The organism is Alkalinema pantanalense CENA528 (assembly GCF_050753345.1).
Taxonomy (GTDB): domain Bacteria; phylum Cyanobacteriota; class Cyanobacteriia; order Leptolyngbyales; family Leptolyngbyaceae; genus Alkalinema; species Alkalinema pantanalense.
The window spans coordinates 1-14,770 of the sequence record NZ_JBLZFX010000124.1; the positions used below are offsets into that span (position 1 = coordinate 1).

6 protein-coding genes are annotated in these 14,770 nt (G+C 48.3%); all 6 read left to right on the forward strand.

Going from position 1 to position 14,770, the window contains the following annotated elements; translation table 11 throughout:
- Window positions 1-440: 440 nt before the first annotated feature.
- Complete coding sequence (locus tag ACN4EG_RS24895) at window positions 441-2,153, forward strand: hypothetical protein (RefSeq protein WP_431632988.1); 1,713 nt, start codon at window positions 441-443, stop codon at window positions 2,151-2,153.
- An 88-nt stretch (window positions 2,154-2,241) separates the two neighbouring features.
- Window positions 2,242-4,152 carry a ShlB/FhaC/HecB family hemolysin secretion/activation protein gene (locus ACN4EG_RS24900; protein WP_431632989.1) on the forward strand — a complete coding sequence of 637 codons (1,911 nt, stop codon included), beginning with the start codon at window positions 2,242-2,244 and terminating at the stop codon, window positions 4,150-4,152.
- A gap of 300 nt (window positions 4,153-4,452) precedes the next feature.
- Window positions 4,453-6,942 (forward strand): filamentous hemagglutinin N-terminal domain-containing protein, encoded by a 2,490-nt coding sequence (locus ACN4EG_RS24905; protein ID WP_431632990.1) that lies wholly within the window; start codon window positions 4,453-4,455, stop codon window positions 6,940-6,942.
- Window positions 6,943-7,028: 86 nt separating this feature from the next.
- The gene (locus ACN4EG_RS24910) at window positions 7,029-9,515 is read left to right on the forward strand and encodes a two-partner secretion domain-containing protein (protein WP_431632991.1); all 2,487 of its coding nucleotides are present in this window, start codon (window positions 7,029-7,031) and stop codon (window positions 9,513-9,515) included.
- Between the two features lie 155 nt (window positions 9,516-9,670).
- On the forward strand, window positions 9,671-12,307 hold the full coding sequence (locus tag ACN4EG_RS24915) for a two-partner secretion domain-containing protein (RefSeq protein WP_431632992.1): 2,637 nt from the start codon (window positions 9,671-9,673) through the stop codon (window positions 12,305-12,307).
- Between the two features lie 86 nt (window positions 12,308-12,393).
- Window positions 12,394-14,770, forward strand: a 2,377-nt coding sequence (locus ACN4EG_RS24920) for a two-partner secretion domain-containing protein (RefSeq protein ID WP_431632993.1), incomplete at its 3' end; no start/stop codon positions are given.

The window sequence follows — 14,770 nt, forward strand, 5'->3', positions numbered from 1 at the left end:
CCCCAAAATTTCTAGCCCCCCACCCCCCTTCTTTTTTCTTAAATGCTTGATTTTGCTAGGTCTTAGCTTACTTTAATGCTTAAGGTTGTAATCATTTTGATTACAGAGGGGCAAGATCTTGCGGCAGATCGATCGATCTGGCTTTGGTATACATGATCAGAGGTATTTGGTGATAGCTCTATCTATGGCAATTCTAGTAATTGCGATAAGAGTAACTCCTAATCCTAAACTTAAAAGCCCTCCCGCTAGCAACGAGAAGGCTCTTAAGGGTTTCGAGAATAGGACATCAGGTTAACTTTTATGCTTTGGCGGGCGACAAAGTTACCTGTGCTGTCTCCATCTTAGGGTGAACTTGCTGGTACTGGCAATGCTAGTCAGGTTCCTCTGTTTTGGTGCGCGCCTATTCCGATCGGGCAGTTGTCTAGATCTGGAGTTTGGCTATGGTACAAATGACGCGGCCTCGGTCACCCCGAGCCAATTTTCAATACATTCAAGAGTGGGATGACGCTTTTCTCTCGCTCTTTCCCCACCGTTATGATTACATCTGGGCCAAACCCACCCCAGCAGGCGAGAAAGTCCAGTGGCAAACGGAAAGTCGCCATCCCCTCAGCGATCGGGCGGTGCAGCAGGGCGGATTTCTCTACGGGGTACGCTTTGGGTCAGAAACCAGCTATGTCATGCTGGACATCGATATTGGCAGTCCTTACCACCCGCAGCAAGATCCTTTGGCGATCGCGCGGATTATGGGAGCACTAGAGCCGCTGGGTCTAATTTCCTACTTAGCCGTTACTTCTAGCTATAGCCAAGGGTTGCACTTATATTTGCCCTTGGATGAGGCCCAAACCAGTTGGAAGCTGGCCTTGGTCGTGTCCACACTCTTAGACAACCATGGCTTTAAAGTCTATCCAGGACAGCTCGAAATTTTTCCGAACCCTAAACCCTACATTGTGGAAGGCGAGTTCAGCTTATTTAACGCCCATCGGTTGCCGTTGCAAGTGGGTTCTTATGTAATGGATAGCGATTTCCAACCAGTGTCCCATGCTCAATCCCGTTTTGTCGAAATTTGGCAGCAGTGTCAGCGTCATAATTCCTTAGATCTGCTCGTTTTCAAACGAGTTCTTAAGCAAGCGAAACAGAGAATTCATCGCTTGTCTGGGAAGGCGGAAAAGTTTCTCAATGACCTAAATGCAGAAATTGAAGTTGGCTGGACAGGTCGGGGACAAACTAATCGATTGCTAGGTCGAATTACCTTAAGAACCTATGTTTTCCACCACGTTTTAACAGGTCAACAGCCGTTAGTTGGAGAAGATCTTGTCACTGAAGTCGATCGCATTGCCCGATCGCTTCCTGGTTATGAAGATTGGTGCCAACATCAACACGAGCTAAAGCAACGGATTGAAGAATGGGCTCGATGTATTGAGAATAGCCATTACTTTCAGTATGGTAAATCTACGATCGAGGATTCTAGTTCTCAAAGGCAGAAGAACGATCGAATTCAGAAATCTGAAACTCGGAAGAATGCTATCCGAGACAAGATCAATCAAGTTGTCCAGGGCTTAGTTGAACAAGGACTTCTACCCTCTGGGATTACCGATCGCTTTCAGTTACTGACTCACTATCAAATTGGTGGGAGTTCATTGTATAAACATAAGGATCTCTGGCATCCAGAATACATCTCAGGAAACGATCTAGATTCTAATTACCCTCAAAATTCCTCAAGCTTATTACATCCAAAATTGGGTAATTCCTTATCTGATCAGGGATTAGAGGATTTTTCACAGGATTGTGTTGACGATCGATCGGGTAATCTCGCGGTTGGTGAGCTTGTTGGGGTTTGGCAATCATCTGATCTGCAAGTACAGGATCTGTCAGTACAGAATTCGCAAGTACAGGATTCGCAAGTACAGGATTCGCAAGTACAGGATTCGCTATTGGAAGCTCAGTCTGAAGGGCCAACAGAGGCGTCCATAGCAGTGTCATTGCCCAGCGATCGGCGATGGTTGCAATCTCTCCAATGGGTCTATTCGTTGGTTGCGATCGTGAGATCGCTGTCGAATGCAGTGATTGGTCGGTGGGGCTGGCAACTCCTACAGCAAGTGCCTAAAGGGAATTCGATTCAGGAGAACCCATTGCCCAAGTTTGTCAGGCATTAGGAGCAGTCATCGATCGCTCAAGGAATCGATCGATCAAGGAGCCGAAAGCTGAAGCTTGAGAGGGATGGGTAAACCGTAACGTCACTCAATGTTGCTAATTGTTAAGGATTTAAATCTTGGCAATGTGCAGATTGCCGGATTTTTGTGGGCATTCTGGAAGCATGTTTCAATGAAGATTCAACACCGTCGCATGGCTACTATTACCCGTCGTCAGGAATGGGACAGCGTTCCTCGCAAACTTTCGTCACTTCCACCGTTGTCTATTGGACTGGCTGTTACTTTGGGTCTGTGTAGTCAGCTATGCGGACAATCGGTGGCGATCGCCCAAAATGTCGCCCAAAGTACTGGACTGCCAACTACGCCGTCTAATCTGGCCCCTGGGCGGATTGAAACCCTCCCTCCCGTGATGCCTTTGCCCTCTGATGTGCTGCCAACCCAGCCCAGCAATGGTGAACAATTGCCTTCCCCGCAACTGCCAAGTACCGATCCCCTGAGTAATGAGGATCTGACGGCCAAGGTGCGCGTCGATCGGATTGATGTGGTCGGTAGCACGGTCTTTAAGCCGGAGCAGTTTGCGACGGTGACAGCTCCCTTTGTGGGGCGGGAGATTACCTTTGCGGAGCTTCTGCAAGCTCGGGATGCCATTACCAAGCTGTATACCGACAGTGGTTATGTCACAACGGGCGCGATCGTGACACCCCAAACGCTGAAAGATGGCGTGGTCACGATTGAGGTGCTGGAAGGGAAATTAGAAGAAATTAAGGTTACGGGAAATCGGCGACTCAAAACGCGTTATATCCGCGATCGGATTCAACTGGGGGCGAAGCAACCGCTGAAAACCGATCATTTGCTCGAAAGTTTGCAAATGCTACGGTTAGATCCCCGAATTCAAGGGGTTTCGGCGGATTTACAAACGGGTGTACGGCCTGGGAGTAACATTTTGCAGGTGGATGTTCAGGAAGCAAAAACCTTTTTCGCCACGTTTTCCCTAGACAATGGTCGATCGCCCAGTGTAGGGAGTTTCCGGCGTAAGGTGGAATTTCAGGAAGCCAACTTATTGGGGTGGGGCGATACGATTACCTTTGGCTATACCAACACCAATGGCAGCAACGCGATCGATTTAAGCTACCTGCTGCCGGTTAATCCTCGGAATGGCACGGTGTCGTTTTCCTACGGAACGTCCTGGAACCGGGTGATTGAAGATCCCTTTAGTGTGTTGGATATTCAGTCAAAATCGCGCTATTACGACCTGAGTTTCCGCCAGCCCTTGCTGCAAAAGCCAACCAAAGAGTTTGCGGTGGGCTTTAGTTTCTCGCGGCAGGAGAGCCAAACGGAACTGGGGTTAGATAACATTGGGCCGTTCCCGCTGTCGCCCGGTGCGGACTCGGAAGGGAAAACGAAGGTCTCGGCCCTGCGCTTTTTCCAAGAATATACCCAGCGTAGCAATCGCCATGTCTTTGCGTTGCGATCTCAGTTTAGTGTGGGTGTGGATTGGTTTGGGGCCACGACGAACGAAGGTCAGCCCGATAGTCGATTTACCTCTTGGCGGGGGCAAGCCCAGTGGGTGCGGCAGTTGGCTCCCGATTCGTTGTTTTTGCTGAAGGGCGATTTGCAATTGACGAATAATTCCCTGTTGCCCCTGGAACAAATGGGCTTAGGGGGACAAGTGACGGTACGGGGCTATCGTCAGGATGCGCTGCTGACGGATAGTGGAGCCTTGGTTTCGGCGGAGTTGCGTCTCCCGATCGTGCGATCGACGAAATCAGGAACGCTGATACAACTAGCGCCGTTTCTCGATATCGGCACAGGCTGGAATTCGAAGCAAGATAACCCTGATCCGGAAACGCTGATTGGTGCTGGATTGGGCTTGATTTGGAAGCAGGGCAATAACTTGTCTGTGCGGCTGGATTGGGGGATTCCGCTGGTGTCGGTGGAAGGTGAGAAGCGATCGCTCCAGGAAAATGGGCTGTATTTCTCTGTCAATTACACCCCGTTCTAGCCCATTGTCGGGGGCCAAGCTGGGCAACTCTCCAAAAATCACTGGATAAACGAGGCAGGCTGAGGAAATTCCTTGGCCTGTTTTTACTGTAGATGGGGGATGGTGACACGGTTGCAACCTAGAAGGGCCATAGAGAAGTATTTAAATTATTTTGAAAGCAAAAGGAACTAGGTTTATAAAAATTGTGTAAATATAGGTCATTTTGGTGAAAATTTCGAGCATAGCTGTCAATTCTGATGTTATCCGGGAAGACTGGAGAAAGCTTGGTAATCTAATGGCTGACTTTAAGGAAGTGCAAAAATGAGAGGACTTGTTGGAGGACATCGATCGAATCTCAGCTTGTCTAGTGCTCTAATTTTGTCGGCTACTGTCAGTTTTGGGTGGATGCGTCCGCTGCAAGCTCAAGTCATTCCCGATGGTACATTGCCCAGTACGGTTTCTCAAAGTAGTAATAATTTTACGATCGACAATGGAGCACGATCGGGCGGCAATTTATTCCATAGCTTCAGCCAATTTTCAGTACCTAGGGGTGGTTCTGCCTTTTTTAACAACGCACTGACGGTTCAAAATATCTTTGCACGAGTCACGGGTGGTACAGCATCTAACATTGATGGACTCATTCGAGCCAATGGGACAGCGAATTTATTTCTACTCAATCCTAGTGGCATTCTGTTTGGCCCCAATGCTCGCTTGAGTTTAGGCGGTTCCTTTGTGGGAAGTAGTGCCCAAAGTGTTTTGTTTCAAGATGGTGGTCAATTTAGCGCAAGCAATACCATGGCTTCGCCCCTATTAACCATGAGTGTGCCTGTCGGCTTGCAAATGGGAACCAATCCCGGCCCTATCAATGTGCAAGGTGCGGGTCGTGCGACGATTTTGAGTGGTTTCTCAATTGTCTCCGGTTTAACCGGAAGCAATGGCTTGCAGGTTGCTGCGGGTAAGACTTTGGCGTTAGTCGGAGGAGATGTTGCCCTTAATGGTGGCGTGGTGGTTGCGCCGGGAGGGCGGATTGAGTTAGGGAGTGTAATGGGAGGCAATGTTACCTTAACCTCTAATCCCAATGGATTTTCCTTGAGTTACCCCAATGCTACTAGCTTTGGTACTGTGCAAATGACCCAGCGGGCTTTAGCCTCTGTGCAGGGTGTGCGATCGGGTTCAGTGCAAATCCAAGGCAAGCAAGTCAGTCTGCGAGACGGATCGATCGTTGCGGTGCAAAATTTGGGGAGTCAAAAGGCTGGAGATATCCGAGTAACGGCGACCGAAGCCGTGAATGTTATTGGGATGTCGTCGGATTTTAGGAGTTCGAGTGGATTGATCAATGAAACCCTAGGCACAGGTGCTGGAGGTAACATTGTCCTCACAACCCCTAATCTCACAGTTGATCAGGGTGGGTATGTTCTGACGCGCAACTTTACGGCTGCTCCAGGTGGCAACATTACGGTCAATGCTGACAACGTTTTGGTCGGTGGGGTTTTTCCTGGACGTGAAACTGCTGCTTTTCCTGTATTTTCTGTGTTGTTGGCTGCAACCTATGGCTCTGGGAAAGGGGGAAATTTACTTCTTAACGCCCAAAATGTGACCGTAGTTAATGGCGGAAATGTTGGGACACGAGTATTTAGCACAGGATCTGGAGGAGATACCTTTGTTAAGGCTGATACAGTTCGGGTATCAAGTCTTGGTACAGGGGATGATCCTGCTCTAGTGAGTTTAATCTCGGCTAATTCATTTGGTGTTGGGAATGCTGGCAATTTTTATATCGATACTCGTACCCTAACAATTCAGGATGGGGGGGTTGTTTCCGTATCTACCGTGCATCGAGGTAATGCAGGTAGTCTTTTTGTCAATGCTTCGGAGTCCATTGATGTCAGTGGCATGAAAAATATCAGTAATCCAAGCTATATTGGTGCTGTTTCCAGAATATATGATGTCAGACCTATTCCTGATTCTCAGGCTAACGCAGGTAATATTACAATTCATGCACCTACTCTCAATATTCGTGATAATGGAACTGTTTTCGTTGCTAATCAAGTGTTAGGCAATGCGGGCGAACTCAAAATTTATACAAATGAGTTAAGACTGAGCGATCGTGGAAGTATATCAGCATCCACTAAGGTAGGAGAAGGTGGAAATGTTGCGCTCTATGTGCGAGATTTTCTATTATTGAAGAATGAAAGTAAGATTACTGCAACTGCTGGTGGTACGGGCAATGGTGGAGAGATTGAGTTAAATGCTCCATTCATTGTGGGAATCGGTAATAGTGATATTATTGCAAGTGCATTTAAGGGCCGTGGTGGCAACATTAATATCACAACTCAGGGAATATTTGGCCTGAAATATAGAAATCAATTAACCCCAGAGAATGACATCACTGCAAGCTCAGAATTTGGGATTAATGGAACGGTGCAAGTGAATACGATCGGCACTGATCCGAATGCAGGCTTAACAGAATTACCCGTCAATGTAGCCGATGCCAGCCAAAAAATCGCGACAGGTTGTTCCAGTACCCAAGGAAGTCAATTCATTGCGACAGGTCGAGGCGGTATTCCCCAGAACCCTAATCAGCAAGTGACAGACGATCGGACTTGGAATGACTTGCGTGATTTGTCTGCCTACCGTGGCCAGCCCAGCACGATCGCCGAGCAACCAACGACTCAACCTGTACTTGTGCAAGCGTCAGGGTTTGAACGGAATGCTGATGGGTCGATCGCCCTGATTGCCAGCCCTACGCCCGTGACTACACCGTCGATCTCAACCTGTAGTGGACAGGGTATGAAAACTGCTCATGCTCTCTAAAGATAGAAAGCTGGATTACGTTAGTTCACTGAGCTAGACGTAACGGTATCCGGGCATCCTAGATCAGAAGTTTCTAAAGTACTCTGATGAAAGCTCGGTCGATCGTGGGTGTGTTGGGCTTGTTCGTGGGTTGGCTGTCGGGAATAGACTGTGCCATGGCGCAAGTGATTCCGGACGGTAGCTTGCCGACGACAGTGACCAGTCCCGATGCCCTGAACTTTACGATCGACAATGGAGCACGATCGGGCGGTAATTTATTCCATAGCTTCAGTCAATTATCCGTGCCGACAGGCGGTTCAGCCTTTTTCAATAATGCACTGGATGTGCAGAACATTTTTGCGCGGGTGACGGGGGGGAACGCATCCAACATTGATGGACTCCTGAGAGCCAATGGCACTGCCAGTTTATTCCTGCTCAATCCCAATGGTATTTTATTTGGCCCCAATGCTTCGTTGAATCTTGGCGGTTCGTTTATTGGCACTACTGCTAGCGGTATCCAGTTTGCCGATGGAACAGTATTTAGTGCAACGAATCCTAGTAGCCCGCCACTATTGACGATAAGTGCGCCGATCGGCTTGCAAATGGGGCAGAATCCAGGGAGGATTACGGTTGAAGGGTTGGGACACAACATCATCAACGGATACTTTACACCTTTAGATCGCAGTCAAAACCCTACTGGTTTACAAGTCAAAGCAAACAACACACTAGCATTGATTGGAAATGAGGTAAGTTTTTCAGGGGGAATTGTGGTAGCTAACGGAGGTGGACATCTAGAAATAGGGAGTGTCCAACAAGGGCAAGTTGGACTTAATGCCACACTTACGGGATGGGTAGGAGACTACTCCCAAATACAGCAATTTAATAACATCCATTTAGCCCAAAAATCCATGCTCGATGCAAGTGGCAGCAATGGTTCAATTCAAGTACAAGGAAAAAATATCAGCTTGAGTGAAGGCTCTACTTTGCTCCTGCAAAATTTAGGGGCAGAATCAAAAGGGATTACTCTTCAAGCCACAGAAACATTGAATTTGACAGGTAGCATCCCAGAAAAAAGACTGGGTAGTTGGATCAGAATCGAAAACCTGGGAATAGGTTCATCAGGAGATATTGTAGTTTCCGCCAATCAACTTTCTGTGCAAGATGGTGGACGAATTGAAACGGTAAGTTTTAGCCCAGCCAATGGCGGAAATGTAACTATTGATGTGCAAGAATCTCTTGACCTTAATGGTTTTATTTTGGCTGATCCGGGTGTGACCTCTTTAATTGGTACAACTACGATTAACTCTGGTAAAGCTGGCAATCTTAACATTTCATCAGACAAACTGAGAATTTTCAATGGTGCTGGTATCAACTCTCTGACTTTCGCTGCTGGAGACACTGGCGCGATGCAAATCAATGCCAAAGACTTGATTGAAATCGTCGGTAACAACCCCTTTATTTTATCACCTAGCTCAATCTCTTCAACTACGACTGGTACTGGTAATGCAGATAGCATAGTGGTTAACACATCTCGATTAATCGTTAGAGATGGAGGAGGTTTAGGATCTAGTACTCTATATCAGGGTGGATCGGGGAGTGTGAGAATTAATGCTTCAGATTACATTGAGGTGAGAGGTAAAGCGACCGGTTCAATCATCAGCAGTAGCATTGCTTCCTCATCTGAGATTCTCGATCCCATCACTCAAGCTATTATAGGAGTACCACCCATTCCCACTGGTGATGCTGGTGCTTTAACCATTAATACTCCAGCATTACGCATTTTTGATGGTGCATTTATCAGTGTCAAAAATGATGGCCCAGGTAAAGCCGGAGATATACAGATTAACGCCAATTCAGTTTTTCTTAACAACCAAGGTAGTATCTCTGCATCTACTGCCTCTGGTAATGGGGGAAATATTAACTTAAATCTGCAAGACTATCTTCTGATGCGGTACGGTAGCTTGATTGCTGCCACTGCGCAAGGTGATGGCGATGGAGGTAATTTGTTAATTAACGCACCTATAATTGTAGGATTAGAAAATAGCGATATTGTCGCCAATGCTGTCGAAGGACGGGGCGGGAACATTAATATCTCCACCCAAGGCATTATCGGTCTGAAATTCCGGGATACCCTCACCCCAAGAACAGATCTGACCAACGACATTACTGCCAGTTCCGAACGCAACATCAATGGCAGCGTCGAAGTCAACAATGTTGGCGTTGATCCGAACTCTGGCTTAGTCGAGCTATCCACAACCCTGATTGATTCAACTCAACAAGTCGCAGCGGGTTGTTCTGGCACTCAAGGCAGTAGTTTTGTGATCACAGGACGAGGTGGAGTGCCTCAGAATCCGGCTCAAGAGGTGACCCACGATCGGACTTGGAATGACTTGCGTGATTTGTCTGCCTACCGTGGTCAATCAAACACGATCGCCGCAAAACCCACAACTCAACCTGTACTTGTGCAAGCGTCAGGGTTTCAACGCAAGGCCGATGGGTCGATCGCCCTGATTGCTAGCCCTACGCCCGTGACTACACTGACGATCGCGACTTGTAGTCAGGGGGCTAAGATGGCTGCAATGGCCTATCCGTAAGACTACTATCAGCGAAATCGAGCGGTTTGAGGTCTCATTCTCCGCTAAATCTTGCAAAATTAGCCACGATGTTCCTAACCATGGTGACTAGGGCAGACTAGCTTCAAGTTTGTTCAAGATCTTTGTGTAATTAATTGGTCAAGGAGCCGGGTTGTATGTGTGGGAGAATGGTCAATGCATCGTTTTTGGCGATCGGCCTACTTGCTGTAAACACCATCCCTACGCTGGCTCAAGTTGTACCTGACGGTAGCTTATCAACACAAGTCACTTCGACGGGCAATAATTTCACAATTAACAATGGGAATCTAATCGGCGGCAATCTTTTTCACAGTTTTAGCCAATTTTCAGTACCCACGGGTGGTTCTGCCTTTTTTAACAACGCACTGACGGTACAAAATATCTTTGCGCGGGTGACGGGTGGTACAGCCTCGAATATTGATGGACTCATTCGAGCCAATGGGACAGCGAATTTATTTCTGCTCAATCCCAGTGGCATTCTGTTTGGGCCAAGAGCATCGTTGAATCTTGGGGGTTCATTTCTTGGCACGACGGCGAGTCGTATTCAATTTGCGGATGGAACCGAGTTTAGTGCCGTCAATTCCGCAACACCTTTGTTAACCATGAGTGCACCGATCGGCCTGCAAATGGGGAACACGGCTGCTCCTATTACGGTTAATGGCAGCCAATTGAGGCTGTCCGCCAACAAGACCATGGCACTCGTAGGGAATGATGTCACGTTTAATAGAGGGCGAGTGACCATTGTAGATGGGCATGTGTCTATTGGCAGTGTTGCTCCCAACAACAATGTCAAGCTATCCACCCAACCGTTTCAATTAGATTACAGTAGCGTCAATCAATTCAATAACATTACTTTCAATGCAAGTACTGTTAATACCAGTGGATTGATGGGTGGAGCGATTACTTTGCAAGGTAAGGCAATTACGCTCTCCCAAGGGTCGATCCTGGCTTCTCATACGGGGGGTACCTCTCCCGGTCGGGGGATTTATTTAAAAGCCAGTGAATTAGTTGACTTGCAGGGGGTTCCTACCAGTGCTGCGAATACTGCGATCGCGGCCCACTCCCAACTCAGTGCTACAGCCAAAGGGGGTGACGTAACCATTGAAGCCCCGTATTTTCGGATGACGAATGGTGCAGTCGTTGATTTGAGATCAATAGGAGCAGGTGATTCTGGGAACATCATTGTCAAAGCCGATAAAGTAGATATTATTGGAGAAGCTATTAATCCAATCACAAGGCAACGGGTCAGCATTAGTACTCTTGCCTCCAATACCATTCTCGGTTCATCGGGGAGAGGCGGAGATATCATAATCGAGGCAACTGAGGTCAATATTCGTGATGGGGCTGAACTGCGTGCCAGTGCCAGAGGCAAAGGCGACGGAGGCAATATCTACATCTCTAGCGATCGGTTGAATGTTACAGGAGAAACCGCAACAGCGGAACCTGCCTTCTTGACAGGTATGACAACGAGTAACCGGGAATACGCCACAGGCAAGGGTGGAGATATTGTTCTCAATGTTCGTCAGATTGCTGTATTAAACGGGCCTGGAATCAGAACCGGAACCTATGGAGAAGGAGCTTCGGGAAATATATTGGTCAATGCTGATGAAGTCACGATCGCGGGAAGTTCATCAAAGGGTGTTTCTAGCCGATTTTTCTCTTCTGCGAATGGCAATTATAATTTCAACACTCAGCAATTGATTAGTTTGGGGCAGGCTAATGGGGGGGATATTACCTTTAATGTCAATACTTTGAACTTGCTGGATGGAGGACGGATTTCAACTTCTACTGAGACCTATGGTCGTTCTGGAACACTGTCCATTCAAGCACAATCAGTCAATATTGCAGGGGTCAGTCGAACTCCAGCAGAAAGCCTGTTGTATTCCCTAGATGCGACAGGTCCCAGTGGATTGTCCGCTTCTTCCACAGGGCCAGGTCATGCGGATTCCGTATACCTCTCTACTCAGAATTTGCAGCTTAGCAATCAGGGTGAAATTGTTGTCAGTGGTCAGGGCTTAGGAGATGCGGGTAATATCTTTATCCGAGCGAATGACGTTCGCCTTGACCAAGCCGCTAGATTACGGGCTGAGGCAACGGCTGGGAGCCAAGGTAATATCAATCTGATAGCTAATACTTTACTACTGCGTCACGGTAGTGTGATTACTGCCAATGCTTATGGGACTGCTAACGGGGGCAACATTATTCTCAATGTTCCTATTATCGTTGGCATTGAAAATAGTGACATTATCGCCAATGCAACTAAAGGCCGAGGCGGTAATATTAATATTACAACTCAAGGCATATTTGGCTTAAAGTATCGCGATCGCTTAACGCCTGAGAATGACATCACGGCTAGTTCAGACTTTGGGATTAATGGAAATGTGCAGGTGAATACGATCGGAACTGATCCCAATGCAGGACTAACAGAATTACCTGTCAATGTTACTGATCCTTCACAAAAGATTGCAACAGGCTGTACTCCGAATCAAGGTAGTCAGTTTGTGGCAACGGGTCGAGGCGGTATTCCCCAGAATCCTAATCAGCAAGTGACAGGCGATCGAACTTGGAATGACTTACGCGATCTGTCTGCCTATCGTGGCCAGCCAAACACGATCGCTGAAAAACCGACAACGGAACCTACACTGGTGCAAGCGTCAGGGTTTGAACGGAATACTGATGGCACGATCGCTCTAGTTGCTAGCCCTGTACCCGTAAATCCACCGTCGATCGCGACCTGTAGTGGTTCCAGCCTCAAAACGGCTCATGCCTTCTAAAGATGGAAAACTAGATTACGTTAGTTCACTGAACTAGACGCAACGGTATCCGGGCATCCTATGCCAGAAGGGTCTGGAGTGCTCTGATGAAAGTTCAGTCGATCGTGGGTGTGTTGGGCTGTTTCGTGGGTTTGCTGTCAGGAGTAGACTGTGCCATTGCGCAAGTGATTCCGGACGGTAGCTTGCCGACAACGGTAACCAGCCCCGATGCATTGAACTTTACGATCGATGGTGGCGGGCGATCGGGCGGCAATTTATTTCATAGCTTCAGTCAATTGTCCGTGCCGACGGGCGGTTCAGCCTTTTTCAACAATGCACTGGATGTGCAGAATATCTTTGCGCGGGTGACGGGAGGCAGTGCATCTAACATTGATGGACTGATTAAAGCCAATGGCAGTGCCAGCTTATTTCTACTCAATCCCAGCGGCATTTTATTTGGCCCTAATGCCTCGCTAAATATTGGTGGCTCATTTATTGGCACCACTGCTAGCAGTATCCAGTTTGCTGATGGGACAGTGTTTAGTGCAACGAATCCTAGTAGCCCGCCACTACTGACGATGAGTGTACCGATCGGCCTGCAAATGGGCAATTCTTCCACAATCACTGTGCAGGGACGAGGCAATGATGCGATGTTTCCCACTGCGAATCCAGGGATGGTTGCCAGTCCTGGAAAAACGTTCGCTTTAGTGGGGGGGAATGTCACATTTTCTGGCGGTGTTGTCACTGCACCCGCTGGGCGAATTGAATTAGGTGCGGTGACTAACGGGACTGTCGGCTTGGCTAAGACATCTGTGGGTTGGCAATTGGGATATGCCCAAGCGCAGGAATTGGGTAACGTGAATTTAACCCAACGATCGTCGTTGTGGGCTCCGGCTACGGTGACCACTCCCTTTGGCGGGATTCAAGTCGTGGGACGGGATGTGGTCTTAAACCAATCTCAAATTGCAGCAGCAGCGATCGGCAATGGAACCAGTGGCAATATCCAGATTCAAGCCCAGCGATCGCTGACTCTCGGTGGCATCTATGCCAATGCTCAAGCTCCCGGTGCTTGGATTGTGAATTTTGTGGGCCAGGGAGCCGGTGGCAATAGTGGAGGTATCAGTGTTCAAACCGGTAACCTGGTGTTGCAGGATGGTGCCGCGATCGAAACCCTGAGCTTGGGGGCTGGTAAAGCGGGTGACCTTCAGGTTCGGGCAGAGACGATCTCCGCCCATGGGACTGTTGCCGTCAAATCGCCCCTTTTCCCGAGCGGGAGCAGTAGCAGTCGCATTGGCAGCAATGTTTATGCATCTGGATCAGGGGGCAATTTGGATATCGCTGCGCGGCGAATCCAACTGACCGATAGTGGGTTTATCGGGACATTAGGTTTACTTGGTGCAACAGGATCGATCGGCAATGTCACGGTTGCTGCAACGGAAGACATTACCGCTAGTGGAATTAGCCCCCTCAGTTTACTGTCCAGCGGGATTGCCAGTGATACGTTTGGGCGGGGGAATGGGGGTGCTGTGCAACTTTCTACAGGCACCCTAAACCTTACTAATGGGGCGCAAGTGGGAACCATAACCGCACGGTTAGCAGGCGTTCCTGGGTCGGGCTTGGGCAATGCAGGCGATGTCACCGTGACCGCTCGCGAGTCCATTACCCTCAGTGGAACAAGTCCGGATCGTCCCAACCAAATCAGCTACTTGGGCAGTGGCACCATTGGGGCTGGTAATGGGGGAACGGTGAGGGTGATTGCGCCCAGACTGCTCCTGGAGGGGGGAGCCGGATTAGGGACTTCAACATTACCTGTAGTCGGAAATTTAGGCGATCGAGCCCAAGCCAATAATTTAGGCAATGCGGGCGATGTACTGTTGCAAATTGCTGATTCCATCGAAGTGCGTGGGTATCACCCGTTTCCCATTCTCCCCAGCTCATTGGGCAGTTTCACCTTTGGGAGTGGTCATGCGGGTAATGTGATCTTGCAAACCACCCATCTAGCGGCTCGCGATGGGGGAAGTATCCTGAGTGCAACTTCTGCGACGGGAAATGCAGGAAATTTAACCATTCAAGCGAAAGATATTTTGATTGACAATTACGCTTCGATCGCGACTAGTGCTTTTCTTTCAGATTTCATTGGGCAGCAATTTTACAACTTGCCCGATCGTCCTACTGGCAATACTGGGGAACTCACTTTAAATACAGAACAACTGATCATTCGTAATCAGGGGATGGTGAATGTATACCATCGTGGCATTGGCGACGCAGGGCAATTAAATATTCAAGCTAATCAAATCATTTTAGATAGCGGAAATATACGGGCTTCGACATTTTCAGGACAAGGGGGCAATATCCAACTCCAAGCCCGTGATTTGATTTTGCTGCGTCACGGCAGTCAAATTACAGCAACTTCTGGTGGAAGTGGCAATGGCGGCAACATCACAATCCGAAACCAATTTCTAGTCGGGACTGAGAATAGTGATA

Excerpts from the sequence above, each read along its gene's own strand:
- ACN4EG_RS24895 (WP_431632988.1), top strand. The coding sequence starts at position 441 with ATGGTACAAATGACGCGGCCTCGGTCACCCCGAGCCAATTTTCAATAC.
- ACN4EG_RS24900 (WP_431632989.1), top strand. The coding sequence starts at position 2,242 with ATGTTGCTAATTGTTAAGGATTTAAATCTTGGCAATGTGCAGATTGCC.
- ACN4EG_RS24905 (WP_431632990.1), top strand. The coding sequence starts at position 4,453 with ATGAGAGGACTTGTTGGAGGACATCGATCGAATCTCAGCTTGTCTAGT.
- ACN4EG_RS24910 (WP_431632991.1), top strand. The coding sequence starts at position 7,029 with ATGAAAGCTCGGTCGATCGTGGGTGTGTTGGGCTTGTTCGTGGGTTGG.
- ACN4EG_RS24915 (WP_431632992.1), top strand. The coding sequence starts at position 9,671 with ATGTGTGGGAGAATGGTCAATGCATCGTTTTTGGCGATCGGCCTACTT.